The sequence below is a fragment of the Streptomyces sp. 5K101 genome, from assembly GCF_046506645.1.
Lineage (GTDB): Bacteria > Actinomycetota > Actinomycetes > Streptomycetales > Streptomycetaceae > Streptomyces.
This window is the reverse complement of sequence record NZ_JBKFFO010000004.1, coordinates 15,344-34,657: the sequence shown is the minus strand read 5'-3', so window position 1 is coordinate 34,657 and position 19,314 is coordinate 15,344. Positions and strand designations below refer to the sequence as shown.

General features: G+C 70.1%; 18 protein-coding genes and 3 pseudogenes. 12 read left to right on the top strand and 9 right to left on the bottom strand.

Going from position 1 to position 19,314, the window contains the following annotated elements; translation table 11 throughout:
- Positions 1 to 69: 69 nt before the first annotated feature.
- Together ACLB9X_RS08480 and ACLB9X_RS08475 are read right to left on the bottom strand one after the other, a co-directional pair.
- Entirely contained in the window at positions 70 to 1,122 is a 1,053-nt protein-coding gene (locus ACLB9X_RS08480; RefSeq protein WP_410360072.1) for an APC family permease, read from the bottom strand.
- On the bottom strand, positions 1,004 to 1,501 hold the full coding sequence (locus ACLB9X_RS08475) for an amino acid permease (protein WP_410360071.1): 498 nt from the start codon (positions 1,499 to 1,501) through the stop codon (positions 1,004 to 1,006). The genes ACLB9X_RS08480 and ACLB9X_RS08475 overlap by 119 nt, the downstream gene beginning before the upstream one ends.
- On the opposite strand from ACLB9X_RS08475, the pseudogene ACLB9X_RS08470 reads away from it, so the two are divergent.
- The 5 genes and pseudogenes from ACLB9X_RS08470 to ACLB9X_RS08450 form a co-directional block, all read left to right on the top strand.
- A pseudogene (locus ACLB9X_RS08470) lies at positions 1,401 to 2,126 on the top strand (FAD-dependent oxidoreductase); the annotation flags it as partial. The gene ACLB9X_RS08475 and the pseudogene ACLB9X_RS08470 sit on opposite strands and share 101 nt — an antisense overlap.
- An 89-nt stretch (positions 2,127 to 2,215) precedes the next feature.
- Positions 2,216 to 3,193 carry a flavin monoamine oxidase family protein gene (locus ACLB9X_RS08465; protein WP_410359640.1) on the top strand — a complete coding sequence of 326 codons (978 nt, stop codon included), beginning with the start codon at positions 2,216 to 2,218 and terminating at the stop codon, positions 3,191 to 3,193.
- Positions 3,194 to 3,233: 40 nt separating this feature from the next.
- Entirely contained in the window at positions 3,234 to 4,106 is an 873-nt protein-coding gene (locus ACLB9X_RS08460; RefSeq protein ID WP_410359639.1) for a TetR family transcriptional regulator C-terminal domain-containing protein, read from the top strand.
- A gap of 305 nt (positions 4,107 to 4,411) precedes the next feature.
- Positions 4,412 to 4,810: an STAS domain-containing protein gene (locus ACLB9X_RS08455; protein WP_410359638.1), complete on the top strand. Its 399-nt coding sequence runs from the start codon at positions 4,412 to 4,414 to the stop codon at positions 4,808 to 4,810.
- 369 nt (positions 4,811 to 5,179) lie between these two features.
- Positions 5,180 to 6,076 carry an esterase/lipase family protein gene (locus ACLB9X_RS08450; protein WP_410359637.1) on the top strand — a complete coding sequence of 299 codons (897 nt, stop codon included), beginning with the start codon at positions 5,180 to 5,182 and terminating at the stop codon, positions 6,074 to 6,076.
- Between the two features lie 159 nt (positions 6,077 to 6,235).
- On the opposite strand, the gene ACLB9X_RS08445 is transcribed toward ACLB9X_RS08450, so the two are convergent.
- Positions 6,236 to 7,171, bottom strand: coding sequence for a Ku protein (locus ACLB9X_RS08445; protein WP_410359636.1), 936 nt, complete (start codon positions 7,169 to 7,171; stop codon positions 6,236 to 6,238).
- A gap of 313 nt (positions 7,172 to 7,484) precedes the next feature.
- Positions 7,485 to 8,066: a TetR/AcrR family transcriptional regulator gene (locus ACLB9X_RS08440; RefSeq protein WP_410359635.1), complete on the bottom strand. Its 582-nt coding sequence runs from the start codon at positions 8,064 to 8,066 to the stop codon at positions 7,485 to 7,487.
- A gap of 251 nt (positions 8,067 to 8,317) precedes the next feature.
- Between ACLB9X_RS08440 and ACLB9X_RS08435 the strand changes: the two genes are divergently transcribed.
- Both ACLB9X_RS08435 and ACLB9X_RS08430 read left to right on the top strand, forming a co-directional pair.
- Complete coding sequence (locus ACLB9X_RS08435; RefSeq protein ID WP_410359634.1) at positions 8,318 to 8,686, top strand: NAD(P)-dependent oxidoreductase; 369 nt, start codon at positions 8,318 to 8,320, stop codon at positions 8,684 to 8,686.
- A complete protein-coding gene (locus ACLB9X_RS08430) occupies positions 8,686 to 8,943 on the top strand; it encodes an NAD(P)-dependent oxidoreductase (RefSeq protein ID WP_410359633.1) in 258 nt (85 codons plus the stop codon). The genes ACLB9X_RS08435 and ACLB9X_RS08430 overlap by 1 nt, the downstream gene beginning before the upstream one ends.
- A 203-nt stretch (positions 8,944 to 9,146) precedes the next feature.
- Here the strand turns inward: ACLB9X_RS08430 and katG are convergent, their stop codons facing one another.
- The 3 genes and pseudogenes from katG to ACLB9X_RS08415 form a co-directional block, all read right to left on the bottom strand.
- Positions 9,147 to 11,336, bottom strand: a complete 2,190-nt coding sequence (gene katG, locus ACLB9X_RS08425) for a catalase/peroxidase HPI (RefSeq protein WP_410359632.1) — start codon at positions 11,334 to 11,336, stop codon at positions 9,147 to 9,149.
- 696 nt (positions 11,337 to 12,032) lie between these two features.
- On the bottom strand, positions 12,033 to 12,212 hold the full coding sequence (locus ACLB9X_RS08420; RefSeq protein ID WP_410359631.1) for a hypothetical protein: 180 nt from the start codon (positions 12,210 to 12,212) through the stop codon (positions 12,033 to 12,035).
- Positions 12,213 to 12,392: 180 nt separating this feature from the next.
- Positions 12,393 to 12,692 (bottom strand): annotated as a pseudogene (locus ACLB9X_RS08415) (Rrf2 family transcriptional regulator); the annotation flags it as partial.
- Here ACLB9X_RS08415 and ACLB9X_RS08410 point away from each other — a divergent pair.
- The 3 genes and pseudogenes from ACLB9X_RS08410 to ptsP all read left to right on the top strand — a co-directional run bounded on the left by ACLB9X_RS08410 (position 12,667) and on the right by ptsP (position 15,585).
- Positions 12,667 to 13,178, top strand: a pseudogene (locus ACLB9X_RS08410) (hypothetical protein). The pseudogenes ACLB9X_RS08415 and ACLB9X_RS08410 overlap by 26 nt on opposite strands.
- 425 nt (positions 13,179 to 13,603) lie before the next feature.
- Positions 13,604 to 13,882 (top strand): HPr family phosphocarrier protein, encoded by a 279-nt coding sequence (locus tag ACLB9X_RS08405; RefSeq protein WP_410359630.1) that lies wholly within the window; start codon positions 13,604 to 13,606, stop codon positions 13,880 to 13,882.
- A 29-nt stretch (positions 13,883 to 13,911) separates the two neighbouring features.
- Positions 13,912 to 15,585: a phosphoenolpyruvate--protein phosphotransferase gene (ptsP, locus tag ACLB9X_RS08400; protein ID WP_410360070.1), complete on the top strand. Its 1,674-nt coding sequence runs from the start codon at positions 13,912 to 13,914 to the stop codon at positions 15,583 to 15,585.
- A 78-nt stretch (positions 15,586 to 15,663) separates the two neighbouring features.
- Here ptsP and ACLB9X_RS08395 read toward each other — a convergent pair whose 3' ends face one another.
- The gene (locus ACLB9X_RS08395) at positions 15,664 to 16,785 is read right to left on the bottom strand and encodes an amidinotransferase (RefSeq protein WP_410359629.1); all 1,122 of its coding nucleotides are present in this window, start codon (positions 16,783 to 16,785) and stop codon (positions 15,664 to 15,666) included.
- A gap of 249 nt (positions 16,786 to 17,034) precedes the next feature.
- The gene (locus ACLB9X_RS08390; protein ID WP_410359628.1) at positions 17,035 to 17,991 is read right to left on the bottom strand and encodes a phosphotransferase family protein; all 957 of its coding nucleotides are present in this window, start codon (positions 17,989 to 17,991) and stop codon (positions 17,035 to 17,037) included.
- A 136-nt stretch (positions 17,992 to 18,127) separates the two neighbouring features.
- Between ACLB9X_RS08390 and ACLB9X_RS08385 the strand changes: the two genes are divergently transcribed.
- Positions 18,128 to 18,529 (top strand): ACT domain-containing protein, encoded by a 402-nt coding sequence (locus ACLB9X_RS08385; RefSeq protein ID WP_410359627.1) that lies wholly within the window; start codon positions 18,128 to 18,130, stop codon positions 18,527 to 18,529.
- Positions 18,530 to 18,623: 94 nt separating this feature from the next.
- Positions 18,624 to 19,277 carry a TOPRIM nucleotidyl transferase/hydrolase domain-containing protein gene (locus ACLB9X_RS08380; protein ID WP_410359626.1) on the top strand — a complete coding sequence of 218 codons (654 nt, stop codon included), beginning with the start codon at positions 18,624 to 18,626 and terminating at the stop codon, positions 19,275 to 19,277.
- Positions 19,278 to 19,314 lie beyond the last annotated feature (37 nt).

Here is a 19,314-nt window from a genome sequence, read left to right as displayed (position 1 = left end):
GAGCGCACGCACGGCGGAGGGGGCGGTTCCCGGGCCGCCCCCTCTGCCGTACATGCGGGAGAAACGCGCTCACCTCTTGGTGCGACGCGTCTTCGCCCCCAGGGCGTAGAAGACGAGGCCGATCCCCGCGATGACCAGCAGCGGCACGACCTGGCTCAGCGTGTACGCGAGGCGCTGGCCGGCGAAGGCCTCGGGCAGCGAGTCGGCCGCCGAACCCTCCGTGCCGAACCAGCCCACCCCGAAGCCCGGCCAGATCAGCACGACCACGGTGAAGGCGACCAGGCCGGTCGCGAGCACGGTGACCGTCCAGGCCCCGGCCCTGCCGCCCGGCACGGAGTACGGGCGCGGCGTGTCGGGGTACTTGCGGCGCAGGACCACCAGGCTGGGGAAGGTGATGACGTACGAGATGAAGGTCGTGCAGATCGTCAGGCCGAGCCCCGCGGCGAAGTACTTCTCGCCGTCGCCTTCGGTGAGGTTGAGGGCCACCACGAGAAGGACGGACGCCAGGACCGCGGAGAGCAGGTTCACCCGTACCGGTGTGCCGTGCTTCTTGGCGATGGTGCCGAGCCAGGCAGGTCCCGCGCCGTCCGCGCAGGCGACGGCCCGGGCGCGGTGGGCGCCCATCGCCCAGGTGACACCGGAGGTGAGCAGGCCGATGATCAGGCCCGCGGCGGCGATGCCGCCGAAGACCGTGCCGGCGCCGGTGAGGGTGACCGTGCCGTCGGCGGCGATGGTGCCTCCGTAGACGGTGAAGACGGCCTTGCAGGCGTCGATGAAGCCGCCGAGGCTGCCGATCCTGTCGCTGGGCAGGACGAAGAGGATGCCGAGGATCGGGCCGCCGTAGAGCAGCAGCGCGGCGAAACCGGAGCGGAGGATGGCGAGCGGAATGTCGCGGCGCGGGTTGCGCATCTCCTCGGCGGCGGAGCTGGGCAGTTCGAAGCCGACGTAGTTGAAGATCAGGACGGGGACGAGCGCCACGAAGCCCACGTACGTCGGTGTGAACTCACCCGCGGGCAGGGCGTGCACACCGTTCTGGACGGCGAAGACGACGACCGAGACGAGGAAGAAGCCGAGCAGCACGATGCGCGCGACGGCTCCGGCGGTCGGCACCCACTTGCCGATCCGGACGGACTGGACGACGGCGAGCGCACCACCCCAGATGAAGACCAGCCCGGCGGCGTACTTCCACAGCCCCGGAGTTGAGGCCTGCGGTGAGCCGCCCGAAGGCGAGCCGGGTCCAGACGTACGGTCCGCCCTGGACGAGGAAGGCGGAGCCGAGCTCGGCGACGAGGAGCCCGTAGGGGAGGAAGAAGAACACCGCGAGGATGGCCATCCAGGTCAGTCCCTGCGGGCCCTGCGCCGCGACCGACCCGATCGTGTCGAGGCCGACGAGGGTGCATATGAGGAACAGGAGGACGTCGAAGCGGCGCAGTTCCTTGCGCAGCCTGCTGCGTTGTTCGCCCCAGCCCTCGGAGAGGTCGGGGGTTTCGGGGGCGGGCACATCGGCCCTGTTGGAGGTGGCGGGTGCTTGGGTCACGGGGCGGACTCCTGCGGCGGCACGGTGTCTCGTACAGGAGCGGCGACATCTACTGACTGAACAGCCAGTCAGTAGCCTGGACTGTGAGCCCGGCCACACGGGACTGTCAAGAGTCGTGCAGGGCGAAGCCGTGACTCAACTCCCGACGCCGGTGCACGCAGACCGGCCCGTCACGGGGAGGCGGCCGCGCTGTGTGAACCCGCGCCGAGAGGCGCGGCCGGCATCCCCGACCGCAACCATTGACGGGCCCGTCAGCGTTGCCCCATCCTCTCGGGCCATGGAGAGACGGAGCGCACAGCATCTGATCGAATCCGAGGTCGTCGTGGTGGGCGCGGGGTACGCGGGACTGGCCGCCGGACTCCGACTCCACGACGCCGACGCCGACTTCACCCTGGTCGAGGCGGCCGACCGGGTCGGCGGGCGGGTGCTGACCGAGACCCGCGCGGACGGCGTCCCACTGGACCACGGTGGCCAGTGGGTGGGCCCCACGCAGACGCGCCTGCTCGAACTGGCCGCACGCTTCGGGTGCCGCACGTTCCCGACCTGGGAGAAGGGCAGCCACACCGAGGTGTGGCACGACGGCCGCACGGTCCCCTACACCGGTGCCGCACCCGCCGACGGGCCGGCATCGCCGAATAGGTCCGCATCACGGGAATCCTGGACGAACTCGCCCGTACGGTGGACACCGACCGGCCGTGGCGCACGGCCCGCTTCGCGGAGTGGGACACCCGGACCGCACACTCCTTCTTCCGCTCCGAGACCGACGACACCGACACCTGGCGCCGGCTGGACCTCGCCGTTCACGGACTGTGGTGCGCGGAGCCGCACGAGATCTCGCTCTTCCACGTGCTGTTCTGCATCGCAGCGGCCGGCGGCTTCGAGCAGCTGATGGAGACCCGCGGCTGCGCCCAGGACAGCCGCTTCAGCACGGGCGCGGCCGGCCCGGCCCACGCCGTCGCCGCCCTGCTGGGGGAGCGCGTCCGCCTCGTCGAGCAGGTGCGTGCCGTCGAGCACGGCACAGGAGGCGTCCGCGTCCACACCGACTCAACCGTGCTCCGCGCACGCCGCGCCGTCGTGGCACTGCCCCCGCACGCGGTACGCGCCATCCGCTTCACCCCACCGCTCCCCGACAGCCGGCAGGGCTGGCTGTCCCACAGCCCGATGGGACGGGTCGCCAAGATCCACGCCGTCTACGACACCCCGTTCTGGCGGAGTTCCGGGCTCTCCGGCGTGGCGACCCTGTACGACGCAGGCCCGGTCGGCGTCGTGTTCGACAACTCCCCGGCCGACGGCTCCTGCGGGATCCTCGTCGGATTCGTGTACGGCGAGCGACTGGACCGCTTCAGCGCCCTGGACGAGCGCCGCCGCCGGGCCGCCGTCCTGGAGAGCTTCGCCGCCGTCGCCGGAACGCGGGCGCGGCACCCGCGCGACTGCGTCGAGAAGATCTGGACGCAGGACCCCTTCGCCCGGGGCGGCTACCAGGCGTACGCGACGCCCGGCGGCTGGAGCGGCTACGGCGAACACGGCTGGCGGGAGCCGACCGGGACCCTGCACTGGGCGGGAACGGAGACCGCGACGCAGTGGAACGGCTATATCGACGGCGCCGTGTCGTCCGGCTACCGGGGCGCCGACGAGATTTTCGCCTCCCTTCAATGACGCCGCTCCCCACGGACAACGACAGGACGGACCGGACACGATGACACCCTCGGAACAGGCGGACGACGCCCGGACAGTGGCCGAACGGGCGCGCCTGGTGGTGCGGTCGGCACCGGTCAGCCAGCGCGAGTTCGCGGCCCGCATCGGCATGGACCCCACCGCGCTGTCCAAGGCCCTGCGCGGCAACCGCCGACTCGGGGACCGCGAACTCGCCGCCCTCGCACGCGTCGGGAAGGTGTCACTGCGGTATCTGCGGACCGGCCGGGGACGGCCGCCCACCCCGCCGGAGAACACGGCGGAACCCGACACCCGCCGCCGCGCGGACGCCGTGGACGCGGAGGTCCGCAGGGGCCAGATCCTCGAGGCGACCGCACGGCTCATCGCCCGGCGCGGATTCCACCGGGTGCGGGTCGTCGACATCGCCCGCGCGTGCGGCACCAGTACCGGCACGGTGCACTACCACTTCCCGACGAAGGGCGACGCCCTGCGAGCCGCTCTGCTCCACTACGCCGAACGTCTCCACCAACGCCTCGAAGCCGAATTCCGGGACGCCGGCAGCCCGACCGAGAAGCTGCGCCGGCTGATCGAGGTCCAGCTGATCACCGGCGAGGAGGACCGGGACGAATGGTCGGTGTGGGTGCAGTCCTGGAACGAGGCGATCGTCGACCCCGCCCTGCGTGAAGGACAGCGCGCCGTCTACGCCCGCTGGCAGCAGACGGTGCTCGACCTGGTGCACGCCTGCCAGGACGCGGGCATGGGCACGGACGCCGACGCCGAGGCCCTCACGAGCCGGTTCACCGGCACGGTCGACGGCCTGGCCCTCCAAGTGCTGGCGGGAACGGGGGAGATGTCCCGGACACGGATGCGCGAGCTGCTGCTGGACGCGTTCGAACCGCACATCACCCTCTGCTGACCGCCGCCGTTCCCCGCGTACGCCGCCTGCTTCCTGCGCGCCCGCGGCTTCGGAAAGGACGTGCCGTAGTACGTGCGCGCGCCGCCATGCCGGCGCAGGCCGTCCGCGCCGGATCGAGATCGTTCCGCAGGTGGGGCTCCACGGCGAGGTCTTGACGGTGGCGTCCGGGGAGGTCCGGGGACGCTCTCCGGAGGAGCTCTGGGGACGTCCGGCCGGGCAGGGCATAGACAAGCCGGGCAGTTCGGGAGTTTCCTGGTAAGACACCCGGTTTCTGCAAGCGGGCGCCGGCCGGTGAGGAGGCGCTGGTGTACGACGTCACGATGCAGGTCGAACTGACGGCCACCGGACCTGACAGCTGCCGGATGACGATGGCCGGGGAACTCGACGTGGTCACCGCGCCGGGCGTCAGGCAAGCCCTCCGCGCCGCCGTCGCCGAGTACCAGCACATCGTCGTGGACCTGGGCAAGGTGCACTTCTGCGACTGCTCGGGAGTGAGCGCGCTCCTGGCGGGCGCCCGTGCCGCCCGCGCCCGCGACGTGGACCTGTGCCTGCGGGCCGTGCCGTGCTCCGTGGCCCGCATCCTGCGGCTGTCCGGCAGCGGCCGGGCGTTCACCATCGAACCCGAGCAGGCGGTCCGAAGGCCGGCTTCCGACGCCGGCGGCGACCGCCGGGGGCCGGACGACGGTACTGATCAAGGGCGGTGACGGCGTCGACCGGTGCTCCGGCGGCATGTCACGCCTGCCCGCTCGCAGAGCACATCGCGTCGGCCATGTGAAGGGGTCATGACGAGGATCCCGGTCCTGAGGGACCGGGATCTTCCACACCCGTCCCGTCCGGCTCCCGCCGGTGCAGGCAGACACGTCCACGATCCGACCGCCCGGCAGGCCGATTCCCGGACAACTCCCCGACCATCATGGATAGTTCGGCCCTGTCCGGGACAGCCGTCATGTCTTGCCCCGCCCCCTCCCTCTCCCCGAGCTCCGGGGTGTCACGTCACATCCGGGACTTCACCGACGGAGGGGGAAGAGACCGTGCTTACCGGAACGAGGTCCGGCGCACAGGGGGGCGGCCGCATGACGGCGCTGCTGGTCGCGCTGGTGCTGGGCCTGACCGCCGCGGCCGCCTGGGGTGCCCCGGCGGCACAGGCGGCGACCGCCGCGCCCGCGCCCGCGCCCATGCCCATGCCGAGCAACGGTGCGGGTGACACCGTCTACTTCATCAAGGGCTACACGCCCGACGGCATCAGCTGCCGCAGCAAGTGGAAGGCCGCGACCAGGGCGATGCGGGCGTGGGGCTGGACGGGCAGGTTCGAACGCGTGGGGCTGTACGCCGCGGACACGCGCCGCCAGGGGTGCACCGTCAACCTGCGCGACCCGAAGCCCGAGCGGGGCACCGTCGACATCCCCATCAAGGATCTCGGCAAGGCCCTGGCCTGGAACATCTACAACAAGTACTCCTCGAAGGGAAAGAGCGTCGACATCGTCGGCCACTCCATGGGAGGGCTGATCGCCCGCGCGGCGATCGCCGGCTACCAGCGCCACGAGCAGGGCTGGCCCCCGCTCCTGTACGTGGAGGACGTCGTCACGCTGGGGACGCCGCACAAGGGAGCCCTGGCGGTCACGGCGAACGACCGCCAGGCCCAGGACATGCGTCCGTGGTCCGCCTTCATGAGCTGGCTCGGCAGGACCCCGAACCCGCAGGCCGAAGGGGGCACCGACTGGACGGCGATCGGTTCCCACGCCGACGCGGCGGTCCCCACGGAGTCGACCACGCCGGTCTGGGACGGCTTCGCCCACTTGGTGAGGTACGACATGTTCGAGTGGCTCTCCCACAAGGACCTGCGGATCACCACGCGCGGCACGTACTCGATGAGCTACTTCAACCGCGGTGCCGGATGGCGGGACACGGCAAGGGGCGCGGCTCCGATCCGGGCCGCCATGCACGCCCTCTACTGGGCGCGCAGATGGTGAAGACCGACTGACGCTCCCATGCCCGACCCGATCCGGCGGGGTGGATCCCCCGCCGGATCGGCCATGGACGATCCTCTGCCGCGTGATCGCCCTTTGCTGCGTCACCCCCATGGCCCAGCAGACGACGATGCGTTCGCCGCCGATCGCGGGACCCCCCGGCTAGGACGCCCTGGGCTTGCGCCCGGTGGTCTTCTTCGTGGCCGTCTTCTTGGCCGCGGCCTTCTTCGCCGTCGCCTTCTTCGCCGTCGCCTTCTTGGCGGGCGCCTTCTTCCCCGCGGCCTTCTTCTTCGGCATCTCGTGCACCGTCGCGGGCTCCTCGCCGCGGGACTCCTTCGCGGCCTTCACGGAGGCGTTGAGCGCCGCCATGAGGTCGACGACCTGTCCGGCGGGCTGCGGCTCCTCCGGAGCCGGCGGTGCCTTGCCTTCCGCCTTCGCGGCGATGACCTCTTCGAGCGCCTCGCGGTAGTGGTCGGTCAGGTCGGGCATGTGGTCCTCGGTCAGGGCGTCCATGAGCTCCACGGCTCCGTCGATCTCCGAGTCGCCCAGCTCCACGGGCGGCGGCGCAAGGGACTCGGGGGAGCGGATCTCATCGGGCCAGTGCATCGAGTGGAGGACGATCGCCTCGCCCTTCACCCGCAGGAGCCCGAGCCGCTCGCGACCGCGCAGGGCGAAGTGCGCGACCGCGACCTTGCTGGAGCGTTCGAGGGCCTGGCGGAGCAGCTTGTAGGGCTTGGCAGCGACCTGCCCGGCCGGCTCGAGGTAGTAGCTGTCGCCGATACGGACGGGGTCGATGGACTGCGCCGGGACGAACGCGGCGATCTCGATCGACCTCGCGGTGGGCAGTGGCATGTCCGCCAGGTCCTCGTCGGTGACGGCGACGATGGTGTCCCTGTCGACCTCGTACCCCTTGATGATCTCGGCGTCGCTGACCTGCTTGTCCTCGATCTCGCAGATCTTGCGGTACCGGATCCGGCCGCCGTCCTCCAGATGGATCTGCCGGAGGGCGATGTTGTGGCTCTCGGTGGCGGGCACCACCTTGATCGGGATGGTCACGAGCCCGAAGCTCACGGCGCCGGACCAGATGGGACGGGGCATGACGGAAACCTCCGTGACATCCCCGAGCGACGTGTAGGGTCCAGGATTTCGCGGCACAGTCTCAGCCGCGATGGCACATCAGTGGCACTTATGCCGCCATTGTGAAACTCCCTGGTCGGGCCTTCCACCCTTTCGGACGATGGCGGTTCCAGCCGGTGCCCGTGGTTCTCGTCGATCTTTGGAGTCGGCTGCTCCGTGACGCGCTGCGCGGCATCAGTGTCGAACCGGCGGTGCGCCAGGCGCTGCCGGGCGAAGCTCATCGAGCGCCCTGGTCTGCGGGTCCCCCCGCGCCGCAGCACGGTCCGGTGGTTGCTCAGCCTCGTCCGGGCGCTCCCGTGCGCATCCCGTCCATGACAAGGTCCAGAAGCCGAGCGCTCTGGGCCTGCCAGTCCCCGCGGGAATCGATCTGCCAGATACCGGCGATGGCCAGGACGAAGTCGTCGACGGTCACCCCCGGACGAATGGTGCCCGCCTCGTGATTGGCGGCAAGGAGAGCCTCGATCGCCTCGACCACCAGCGCGTATCCCGGCTGAGCCGGGCCGTCCGCCGTCCCGACGATCTGACGCATCGCGTCCGACAGACCGGCCTTGGCGACGGCGAAGCGGGCGAGCTGGTCCATCCATTCACGCAAGGCCTGGTCGGGCGTCCGGGTCTTGAGCAGTTCCGCCGCGGCGTCGGTGAGCTGGTGCACCTCATGGCGGTAGACCTCGAGGATGAGCGCTTCACGGTTGGGGAAGTTGCGATAGAACGTGCCCTGTCCCACCCCCGCCTTCTTGGCGATCGAGCTCAGCGGGACATCCACGGCACGGGCCAACTCGGCCAGCGCCACCTCCAGGATCCGCTCCCGGTTGCGCTGCGCGTCCGGGCGCTGAGGCCCGTCGTTCCTGGAGCTCACTCCCCCTCCTTCCGGGCTCGCGCCCGCATTCCCTGTCCGGTCCGTTCGGCAGCGGCGGACACCAGTCCGGTTACGTACACCGTAGCGCCCGGCGTCGGCCGGCCCCGCAACCCCGCACGCGCCTGCTCAGCCGGACCGCACTTGCTGACCGGACAACTGTCCGGTACTTTTTCATGGCAGCGGACAGCTGTCCGCTTAGGTCTCGTGCTGCGCCCTGTACGTGGTCGGCGGCAGCGGAAAGGTTCTCTGTCATGAAACTGCTCATCCTCGGTGCGACCGGCCCCACCGGTCGTCACGTGGTCGATCTGGCCCTCGAGGCCGGCGACACGGTCACCGTCATGGCCCGCAGGCCGGAGGCGATGGCGGACCTGGCGGATCGAGTCAAGGTGGTCGCCGGTGACGCCACCTCGCACACCGATGTCGCGCAGGCCATGGCCGGACAGGACGTCGTCATCTCGGCTCTCGGCAGGAGCACGTCCGTGCGCGCCGACGACCTGTTCAGGCGCGCCGCGGCGGCCGTGATCGGCGCGGCCGAGGACGGGGGCGTTTCCCGCCTGGTATGGCTGTCGTCGTTCGGCGTGGGTGACACCTACCGGTCGGCGAGCGCCGTGCAGTGGTGATGTACCGCACGTTCCTGCGGAACATCTACGCGAACAAGGAGATCTCCGAGAAGGCGATCCGCTCCAGCGGCCTCGACTGGACGCTGGTCTACCCGACCATGCTGACCAAGGGCCCCGCCAAGGGCACCTACCTCGCCGGTGAGCGTCTCCCGATGAGGGGCATCCCGACGATCAGCCGTGCGGACGTCGCCGACTTCCTGTACAAGGCGGCCCGCAGCCCCGAGTGGATCCACCGCGACGCCGTCATCACGGACTGACGGACCGGATTCCCACACGTCTCACGTGAGTCCGGTTTCCCCCACCTCTCACCACTTCTGGTCATTGATGCCGGCCATGGCTGCGCTCTCGCGCCACAACTGGTCCCTGGCGTCTCGGCTTTGTGCCAGTTGCGAGGGATCGGGGAACGTCGGCTGCCCGATGTCCCGGTCGGCCGATGGGGCGGCCGACCGGGACGAGCGACTCAGGCGAGGTCGAACCGGTCGAGGTTCATCACCTTGTCCCATGCAGCCACGAAGTCACGCACGAACTTCTCGCCCGCGTCCTGGGACGCGTAGACCTCCGAGACGGCGCGGAGCTGGGAGTTCCAGCCGAAGACGAGGTCGACGGCGGTGGCAGTCCACTTCACCTCGCCCGTCACGCGGTCCCGGCCTTCGAACACGTTCTCGTCCGAGGTCGACGCCTTCCACTCCGTGCCCATGTCGAGCAGGTTGACGAAGAAGTCGTTCGTCAACGTGTCTGTCCGGTGGGTGAGGACGCCGTGTGGGGTTCCCCCGAAGCCGGTGTTCAGGGCCCGCATGCCGCCGATCAGAACCGTCATCTCGGGAGCGGTCAGCGTCAGCAGGTTGGCGCGGTCCAGCAGCAGGGTCTCCGGCGACAACTTCTCTCCCGCCCGGAGGTAGTTGCGGAACCCGTCGCCCCTGGGTTCGAGCACGGCGAACGACTCCACGTCGGTCTGCTCCTGCGAGGCGTCCGTGCGCCCCGGTGCGAACGGGACCGTGATGTCGTACCCGGCGTTCTTCGCGGCTTGCTCGACGGCCGCACATCCGCCCAGGACGATCAGGTCGGCCAGCGAGATCTTCGTCGCGCCGGCCTGTGAGCCGTTGAAGTCCTGCTGGATCCGCTCAAGGGTCTGCAACGTCTCGGCCACCTCCGGCAGGTTGTTGACCTCCCAGTCCTTTTGCGGTGCGAGTCGGATACGTGCTCCGTTGGCCCCGCCGCGCTTGTCGGTGCCGCGGAAGCTCGCCGCCGACGCCCAGGCGGTGGTGACGAGCTGGGAGACGGACAGTCCCGAAGCGAGGATCCTGCTCTTGAGGGCGGCGATGTCCGCGTCCCCGACCAGCTCGTGATCGACCGCGGGGACGGGGTCCTGCCACAGCTGCGGCTCGGGAATCCACGGGCCGAGGTACCGCGAGACGGGTCCCATGTCGCGGTGCAACAGCTTGTACCACGCCTTGGCGAACGCGTCGGCGAGCTTGTCCGGGTTCTCGTGGAAACTCTTCGCGATCGGCGCGTAGACCGGATCCAGCTTCAGCGCGAGGTCCGTCGTCAGCATCATGGGAGCGTGGCTCTTCGACGGATCGTGGGCATCGGGCACAGTGCCCTTCGCCGACGCATCCGTGGGCGTCCACTGCTTCGCACCGGCGGGGCTCGTCGTCAGCTCCCAGTCGTACCGGAACAGGTTGTCCAGGTACCCGTTGTCCCACTGCGTCGGTGCGGTGGTCCATGCGCCCTCGAGCCCACTGGTGAGCGCGTCGCCGCCCTTGCCGGTGCCGTACGTGTTCCGCCAGCCGATGCCCTGCTGCTCGATGGGCGCGGCCTCGGGCTCCGGGCCGATGTACTGGGGATCGACCGCACCATGGCATTTGCCGAAGGTGTGGCCGCCGACGATGAGCGCGACCGTCTCCTCGTCATTCATGGCCATACGCCCGAACGTCTCGCGAATGTCCCTCGCGGCAGCGATCGGATCGGGGGTGCCGTTGGGCCCCTCCGGATTGACGTAGATCAGTCCCATCTGTACGGCACCGAAAGGACCGGCGAGTTCCCTGTCGCCGCTGTAGCGCTCATCTCCGAGCCATGTGTCCTCGGGGCCCCAGAAGATTTCCTCGGGTTCCCAGATGTCCTCTCGCCCGAAACCGAACCCGAACGTCTTGAATCCCATCGATTCCATGCCGCAGTTTCCGGCGAAGACCAGAAGATCGGCCCAGGAGATTTTCCGGCCGTACTTCTGCTTGACCGGCCAGAGCAGACGGCGCGCTTTGTCGAGGCTCGCGTTGTCCGGCCAGCTGTTGAGGGGGGCGAAACGCTGAGCGCCGCTGCCGCCACCGCCTCGGCCGTCAGCGATGCGGTACGTCCCCGCGGCATGCCAGCTCATCCGGATGAAGAGCGGCCCGTAGTGGCCGTAGTCGGCAGGCCACCAGTCCTGCGACGTCGTCATCACCTCGAAGACGTCCCGCTTCAGCGCGTCGAGGTCGAGGGTCGCGAACTCTTCCGCGTAGTTGAAGTCCTCGCCCATCGGATTGGACTGGGGCGAGTGCTGGTGGAGAACCTGAAGGTCCAGCTGATTCGGCCACCAGTCCCGGTTCGTCCTGGGACGAGTCGGCGTAGGGGTCGGGGAGGGGATTACCGGGTTCTCGCTTTCGCTGCCGGACACGTCCGTCCTTCTTCCTGTCTCGGTGTTCCTTCTGGTGGCTGCTCGCTCTTGCGCGTCCTTTCGCACGTGTGACGCCGATGACGAGCCTGGGGCGGCGTCCGTATGGTCGCGCACCGCAGACCGGACGGCTACGAGAACACGCAGAGCAACTCCGCGTAACAAGTGCTCGAGTCAATAGTCGTTCGAGGTCCGGCCCATTGGCCGACGACTCTCCTGGCATCTGAGGCACAGGAGAAAGGCAGAATTGTTTCTGATCATCAGATCGCTCCGCCGATATGGGAAGCGGAGACGCAGGAATTATATGACTGGCCTGGCGCGTATGGGGTGGCGAGCCCACGGCCGGGATCGCCTTTCCAGAATTCCAGCGATCCGCTCGGCCGACCCACCGGCGGGGGAGCGGTTCAGCCGCACCGCTCGACGTCGCGATCACCTACCGCGGTTCTGCCCGTCAGTCGGTCATGGGCAGTCGGAACTCAACCGCGGTGCTTGGCGAGGCTGTAGACGAGGACGAGCACCGCCACCGCCATCACGGTCATGTGCAGCCAGGCGGGAGCGGCCGAGGCGTCCGCGGCGCCGGTCATGGGCGCGTTCATGTGTTCCTCCTGATCGGTCGGCCGCGGGCGCGGCACCCTCGGGGCGGGCCGTGGCCGGTGGGCGCCGACCCGCCGGTACGGGGGCGGTGAGGCGTTCCGGCTGTCACCGTCGGCGCATCCAGCCCGACCGGAAGGACGCGCCGATGCCCGCCACATGCAACGCCATGAGCGCGAGGCCCAGCAGCATCAGGTTCGTCGAGGAGAAGACGTCGATCGTCTCCACCTCGGCCGCGTTGAACAGAAAGGCGATGAAGAACAACACCGCGGCGGCTATGCCCAGCATCGGAGAACCTCCGTTTCGGCCGTGCCGGCTTCTACGGCTCGTGTGCCCCAGGAACCGGTCTCCAGACCCGCGGCAGGTCGACGCCGGTCAGTGGACGGGCGGCTGGTCCGGTCTCGGCGGGTGGTTCCTCAGCGGCCGGGCCGGGCCGGACCGTCCGACGCACGCCGTACGGTGCGCCCCTCAGCCGTCGGAGCCGTTCACCGAGTTGAGCCACGCGCCGATGCCGGGCAGAGCCTGCGGCCCGCTGTCCTGCTCCACGGAGCCGACAGAATCGGCTATGGAGACACCCTGCAGCGACGCCCGCCACGCGGCGTCGGCGGCGGCCATCGCGCGGGCGATGGGGCAAGGCTTGGTGCAGTCCTGGGGCGGAGTCCCGAGCGGACCGCGCTGGCGGATCTCGGTGCACACGAACGCCGGGCTCGCCCCGTCGACCGCCTGCACCACGTCCAGGACCGTGATCTCGGCGGCAGCTCTGGTCAGGCTCCGGGAGGCCGGACACGAGGTGGTCGCCTCGTCCCTGTCGACGGGAGTCGACCTGCTCACGGGCGCGGGGCTGGACCAGGCGCTCGAAGGTGCGGACACGGTCGTCAACGTGACGAACTCGCCCACGTTCGACGAAGCCTCCCTGGACTTCTTCCGCACCACCATGGGCCACCTGCTGGCCGGGTGCCCGCCACGCGTATCCAGCCCATCGCGTCGGCCGACGTCGTCGACGCCCTCGCCGACGTTGCCACCGCCTCGCCGCTGAACGGCAGGCTCGAGGTCGCCGGCCCCGATGTCTTCACCCTGGACGAACTCGGCCGCCTCACGCTGTCGACTCGGCAGGACCACCGCACCGTCGTCACCGACGAGCAGGCGGGCATGTTCGCTGCCGTCGAGGGTGACGTTCTCATCGCGGGGCCCGACGCGCGCTTGGCTCGCACCCACTACAAGGACTGGCTCGGCACGTCTCGCCGGCCGGCCTGATCTGCCGCCATCACCCGAGGGACCCGGTGCGAGCGGTCCCAGTGGCCACTGAGCGCCTGAGTCAACGAAAGACGCCGACTCGGGCGCTCAGTCGCGTGTACACCCGGGGCGGCGGTGGCAGCGGTCCCACGTGCGCGGGCTCGTCGAACGCCTCCAGCAGTGTGCCCGGATGTGCCCGGCTGCTGCCCGACCATGATGCCTTCCCCGAGGGTCAGGCATGTTTCATGCCCGTATCTCTTTACTTCGCCGTGCTGCACTGCGTAGCATCCATGAAAACAACAGGTTCGGTCATCGAAACGGATCCAAAACAACATGTCGCTGGGCAGCGCACCAGGCCGTCCCGGGTACAACGCAGTGCCCTCCCGCTGACCGATACGCACCCCACCGGACACCCCGTCCCCGCAACCCCTTGTAGGAGGGCCCCCATGCCTCAGCGCACAGTCGCCATCGGTTCGCGCTCCGGACTGCATGCCCGCCCCGCGTCCCTCTTCGTCCAGGCCGCGTCCCGGCAGCCGGTCAAGGTGACCGTGGCCCGGGACGGACAGCCCCCGGTCGACGCACGGAGCCTGCTGTCCGTGCTGGCCCTCGGGGCCGAGCACGGTGACCTTCTCGTCCTGGCCGCCGAAGGCGACGGCGCCGACGCCGCGATCGACGAGCTGGCCGCGCTCGTCGGCTCCGACCTCGACGCGAAGGAGCGGCAGTGACCCGAGCGGCCGGCGTGACGCCCGTGCTGATGCGCGGCATCCGTGTCGGCGGCGGAACCGCCTCGGGACCGGTCGCCCGCATGGCGCCCCCGCCCGCCCTGCCCGCACCGCGCCGGGTCGAGTCGGCCCACGCGCCCGCAGAGGCCGCGGCGGCCCGCGCCGCCCTGGCTGATGTCGCGGCCGAGCTGGAAGGGCGCGCCGCCGCCGTGGCCGGTGAGGCGGCCGGCGTCCTGTCCGCGCAGGCGATGATGGCTTCCGACCCGTCCCTCGCCGACCGGGTGGAGGCGCTGGTCTGTGAAGGCAGCGACGCGGCGCATGCGCTGGACGCCGCGTTCGAGGAGTTCCGCGCTTCGCTGCTGACGGCCGGCGGCTATTTCGCCGAACGCGCCGCCGATCTCGACGACCTGCGCAACCGTGCGGTGGCACGCGTCCTCGGGCTGCCCATGCCGGGACTGCCCGATCCCGGCCACCCTCACGTCCTGGTCGCCGACGACCTCGCGCCTGCTGATACGGCTCTCCTCGACCCGGCGCAGGTTCTCGCCCTCGTCACCGAGCAGGGCGGGCCGACCAGCCACACCGCCATCCTGGCGAAGATCCTCGGGCTGCCGGCCGTCGTCGGCTGCGCAGATGCCGCCGCGCTCGCGGACGGACGGCTGGTGCTGGTGGACGGCGCTGCCGGGACAGTGGTGGCCGACCCGGACCCGGACGCGGTTGCCGAGGCGACCGCGCGAGACGAACGCCGCCGGCGCAGCGCGGCACTGGTCAGCGGGCCGGGCCGGACGGCGGACGGGCACGCCGTGAAACTGCTGGTCAACCTGGGCGCCCTCGCCGAACTCCCGGCGGCCGCGGAGGCCGACAGCGAGGGCGTGGGCCTCTTCCGTACGGAATTCCTCTACCTCGACCGCGCGCAGGCGCCCACGGCGGAGGAACAGACCCTTGCCTACCGCAAGGTCTTCGAAGCGTTCGCCGGGCGCCGTGTCGTCGTACGCACTCTGGACGCCGGAGCCGACAAGCCACTGCCGTTCGTCACTGCTCCCGACGAGCCCAACCCGGCGCTGGGCGTCCGCGGACTGCGCACCGCGCGCCGCGACCCGCAGCTGCTGGCGGACCAACTCGCTGCCATCGCCGCGGCCGCCGAGAGCAGCACGGCCGACGTATGGGTCATGGCGCCCATGGTGTCCCTGCCGGCCGAAGCGGCGGAGTTCACCGCCCTGGCCAGGTCGCATGGACTGCGCACGGCCGGCGCGATGGTGGAGGTGCCCGCGGCTGCCCTGCGCGCCGGGACCCTTGCGCGGAGCTGCGACTTCCTCAGCATCGGCACCAACGACCTGGCCCAGTACGCATTCGCCGCCGACCGCATGCTGGGCGCTCTGGCCGACTTCCTCGACCCGTGGCAGCCCGCCCTGCTCGACCTGGTGCGCAGTACTGCCGACGCGGGTGCCGCACACGGCCGTCCGGTCGGGGTCTGCGGGGAGGCGGCATCCGATCCGCTGCTGGCCCTGGTCCTGGTCGGACTGGGCGTCACCAGCCTGTCGGCTGCCCCCGGCTGTCTGGCCGACGTCCGCGCGGCGCTGGCGCTCCACACCCTCGACGACTGCCGGCGGCTGGCCGCGATCGCCCTGGAGGCGGCAGATGCACAGGCGGCATGTGCGGCGGTACGGGCGTCCGTCTCCGCCACGCACGGGGTGAATGCGCTGCCGTAGCGATGCGTTGGGCGTGAAAGGGGTCGCCGGGCCCGGCTTGTCCGGGCCCGGGACCGGCGCGGGCGGTCGGTGGTGCGATCAGTCGACATACGATTCGAGCGTGCCGCGACGCCGGATGTCGAGCGTCGCGCAGTGGAACGAGCCGCCGAACGGCGCGTAGTGCAGCAGGTCGCACGGGATCGGCTCGAAGCCCCACTTCTCGAGCGCGCGCAGCATGTTGGTGTGGTGTCGCTCCGCGATCACCCGTTTGTCGTCGATCATGAGAATGTTCATGCTGAGCCATTTGCCGCACATTGACGTGACCTGGAGCATGCGCTCGCGGATCGGGTCCGGCTCCGGGGCGATCAGGATGTCCCACGACCTCAGGACGTCGGGCAGGCGGTCGACGTCGACGTACTCCGGATTGACGAGCAGTTTTCCGGGCGCGAGCAGCGCGAGTGTCGTGTCGATGTGCATGGGTGTGCGGCAGCGGCTCTCGATCTCGTGGACGCGATAGCCGGATCCGAGATGCCTGCGCAGCCAGTCGATGCCCATGCGGTTGGTGACGTTGCTCCGCGTGACGAACAGGTCGCGTCCCGCGCGCACGAAATCCGCGGCGTCGAACACCGGCTCGAACTCGGTGAGGATGTAGCGCATGGGCTCGCCGGCCTCGGGGATACGGAAATCCGCCTCGAACAGTGCGTCGGTGAGCTGCGGCCTCGGTGCCGCCGTCCAGCGCGCGCCGCGTCGGAAGTAGTCCTTGAGGACCGCGCGATACGAGTGGGTCTCGAAGTACCGGCACGGCCATGCCATCGGGGTCTCGATGATCTCGTCACCGATCACGAGCATGCTGTCGCGCGGACAGGTGTTGCAAAAACCGCGCGATGTCCAGTCGGGGGTGCCGAACCGCTGTCTGTGGTCGACCGCGTCCGGCCGCCTGACGATGATGCCGAGCGACTGAAGGAGGCTGACGAACTGATCGAGCTCCTCCTGCGCCCGGTCGATCAGCACGCGTGGATACTTGAACCCGGCGGCAAGCCCCTGCAACCGCGCCGCCCATGGAGGGATGTTGCAGCCCACGACGGGATGGTTGGAGGGAATCGTCGCGCCGTCGAGACGCCCGACGATGATCTCCTCGAGCGGATCCCACTCGTTGTGCGAATTGACCGGCGAGGCGAGAGGTTCGCCAAGGGCGGATGCCGTGGCTGCCGGCGCCGCCATCAGGTGCGATCCAGGGGCGGGGTACGGGCATCGTCGTCTGCCGCTGTCGGAATTCCGGGCCTGCGGGCTACCGTCATGCTCAACCGCCTTCGTTCGCGGAAGTCGGTGGCTCACTATATCGGGGTCGCCTTGGTCAGGAGCGTGAATCGGCGGCTGATGGTCCGACCGGGCGATCCCCGCGACGAGCACGCCGGGGAGTGCCGGGCCTCGGCTCGGCAGCGGGTCATCCCGGCCACTGTGGGCCGGTTCTCAGCCGTACTGGGTGAAGAGCGCCTGAAGAAGGTCCTCCAGGCGTTGGGTGAGAACGGCCGGTGTCAGATCCACGCGGCCGAGTTCCCGCCACGGCGTGGCGACCTTCTCGGCGTCCGGCGCGAAGGCGAGGGCGTCCAGCAGCCGCCAGTACAGGTGGTCGGCCGGGGCGGCGCTGAGCGTGCCGCCGGCGGCGAGGTAATGGTCCACCAGCCGCATGCCGGCGGGCACACCGTGCAGCAGGGCCATGGCGGTGGAACAGTGGGCCACGTCCAGGTCGGCGGGGCCCCAGGAGGTCTCGACCCAGTCGACGACCCCCGTGATCGTCAGGTCGGCACCGTGGCCGGTGAACAGCACATTGCCGGGATGGAAGTCACGGTGCAGGAAACAAGGCCGGTGGACGGGAGGCTCGCGGCGGATGACGTCCACGGCACGCCGCCACAGCTCCGGGCGCGCGGTGGCGTCAGGAATCCGCACCCGCTCCGGACTCGTCCACGCCTGATACGTACGCGGCCGGGCCCGTTCGGGAACGGTGAGCCCGTGGACGGCGACCAACTGCCGGGCCAGGAGCCGACTTCTGCGCTCGACGTCGTCCTCGTCCAACCGCACGCTTCCCGGCAGCAGAGACATCAGCAGCGAAGGATGGTCACAGTGCTCCGCCGCGGCGTCCACCCGGTGAAGGCGCGCCACCGGCACCTCGGTGTCGGCGAGCAGATCCAGCATCGCGGCCTCACGGGTGAGCAGCCCCACCGCGTGCTTCACGTAGAAGGTCTGGACGAAGGAACGCAGCACCAATGAGTACGGCTCTGCCGGTCCTTCGATGTCCAGGCGGCGCATCTGCGATGTCCAGCCACCCCGCAATGCGGCGACAGCGGTGATCCGGGTCCCAGGAGGGAGGACTTGCTCCACCCATACGCGCGTGTTGGACCAACTGCGGCTGTTCACACCGGCGTTCATGCCCACCGTCCCTCGCCCTTGGTCATGCGAGCACTCTATCGATCTTGGAGTGGAACAGAGCGGCACCGCTGGAAGAACCTGGCTGCGGGGGCCCGGGTCACCCTTGTTGCCGCGGGTGGCGCGTAGGGTGCTGATCGTGGCTGGTGAGAGTGATCTGCGGAAACTGCTGGCGGGGATGAACCCCGAGCTGAACGAGGGCCGTTACGTGTTCGCCACCGTCGACGACGGTGTCGTCCCGCCCGGCGTGACCCCGGTCGTCACCGTGGCTGAACGGGAGGGCCTGACGCTCGTCCTGCCCCAGCAGGAGGCTGACGCGGCGGGGGTGGCGTATGAGTACGTGGCCGGCTGGATCACGCTGCGGGTCCACTCGGCGCTCGAGGCGGTCGGTCTGACCGCCGCCGTGGCGCGAGAACTCGCGGATGCCGGCCTGAGCTGCAACGTGATCGCCGGTTTCCACCACGACCATCTGTTCGTGCCGTACGAGCGGGCCTCTCAGGCAGTCGCGGTGCTGAAGGACCTCGCGCGACGGTCGGTCTGAGACGGCGGGTCAACCGCCGATGCGTCAGTCACCCCCGGAAACCTGGGTGCGTGCCGGATCTCTGCCGTGCCAGCATGGCGTAGGGACGCGAGGGGTGGACGAGTTGAGGGACTTTCGCCTGGCGCTGGCGGCGTGGGCGGCCGGTGGAACGGGAGCCGGTGCGGCCGCGGCGGTGGCGCGGGACCTGGCCGGCGGTGTGCGGACGATCGTGCTCGTCGAGGGGAGCAGCGATCAGGTCGCCCTCGAAGCGCTGGCCACGCGCCACGGCCGCGACCTCGGCGCGGAGGACGTCGCGGTGGTACCGCTCGGAGGTGCGACGAGCATCGGGCGTTTCCTGGACGTGTGCGGTCCTGCGGGGCTCGGCCTCCCGTTGGCCGGCCTCTGCGACATCGGCGAGGAGCGGCATTTCCGGCGTCATCTGGAGCGAGTGGGGCTCGGGTCCGGTCTCACGCACGCCGGACTGGAGACACTCGGGTTCCACGTGTGCGTCGCCGACCTGGAGGACGAGCTGATCCGCGCTCTCGGGTCCGAGGGCGTGCAGCAGGTGATCGAGGCCCAGGGGGAGATGCGCCCCTTCCGCACCTTCCAGGGCCAGCCGGCGCAGCGGGAACGGCCCGTGGAGCACCAGCTCCGGCGCTTCATGGGCACCCACAGCGGCCGCAAGGCGCTCTACGCACAGGCGCTTGTCGCACACCTGGACCTCGAGCGCGTTCCCCGGCCGCTGGAGCGCCTCCTGGCGCACGTCTGACGCGACCGGAAGCCATGGCCGCCGCCGTGCCCGGGCC

Bases quoted from the DNA above. Each gene is read 5' to 3' on its own strand.
- ACLB9X_RS08460 (WP_410359639.1), top strand. From the start codon at position 3,234: ATGACACCCTCGGAACAGGCGGACGACGCCCGGACAGTGGCCGAACGG.
- ACLB9X_RS08450 (WP_410359637.1), top strand. From the start codon at position 5,180: ATGACGGCGCTGCTGGTCGCGCTGGTGCTGGGCCTGACCGCCGCGGCC.
- ACLB9X_RS08445 (WP_410359636.1), bottom strand. From the start codon at position 7,171: ATGCCCCGTCCCATCTGGTCCGGCGCCGTGAGCTTCGGGCTCGTGACC.
- ACLB9X_RS08435 (WP_410359634.1), top strand. From the start codon at position 8,318: ATGAAACTGCTCATCCTCGGTGCGACCGGCCCCACCGGTCGTCACGTG.
- ACLB9X_RS08430 (WP_410359633.1), top strand. From the start codon at position 8,686: ATGTACCGCACGTTCCTGCGGAACATCTACGCGAACAAGGAGATCTCC.
- ACLB9X_RS08420 (WP_410359631.1), bottom strand. From the start codon at position 12,212: ATGCTGGGCATAGCCGCCGCGGTGTTGTTCTTCATCGCCTTTCTGTTC.
- ACLB9X_RS08405 (WP_410359630.1), top strand. From the start codon at position 13,604: ATGCCTCAGCGCACAGTCGCCATCGGTTCGCGCTCCGGACTGCATGCC.
- ptsP (WP_410360070.1), top strand. From the start codon at position 13,912: ATGCGCGGCATCCGTGTCGGCGGCGGAACCGCCTCGGGACCGGTCGCC.
- ACLB9X_RS08395 (WP_410359629.1), bottom strand. From the start codon at position 16,785: ATGGCGGCGCCGGCAGCCACGGCATCCGCCCTTGGCGAACCTCTCGCC.
- ACLB9X_RS08390 (WP_410359628.1), bottom strand. From the start codon at position 17,991: ATGAACGCCGGTGTGAACAGCCGCAGTTGGTCCAACACGCGCGTATGG.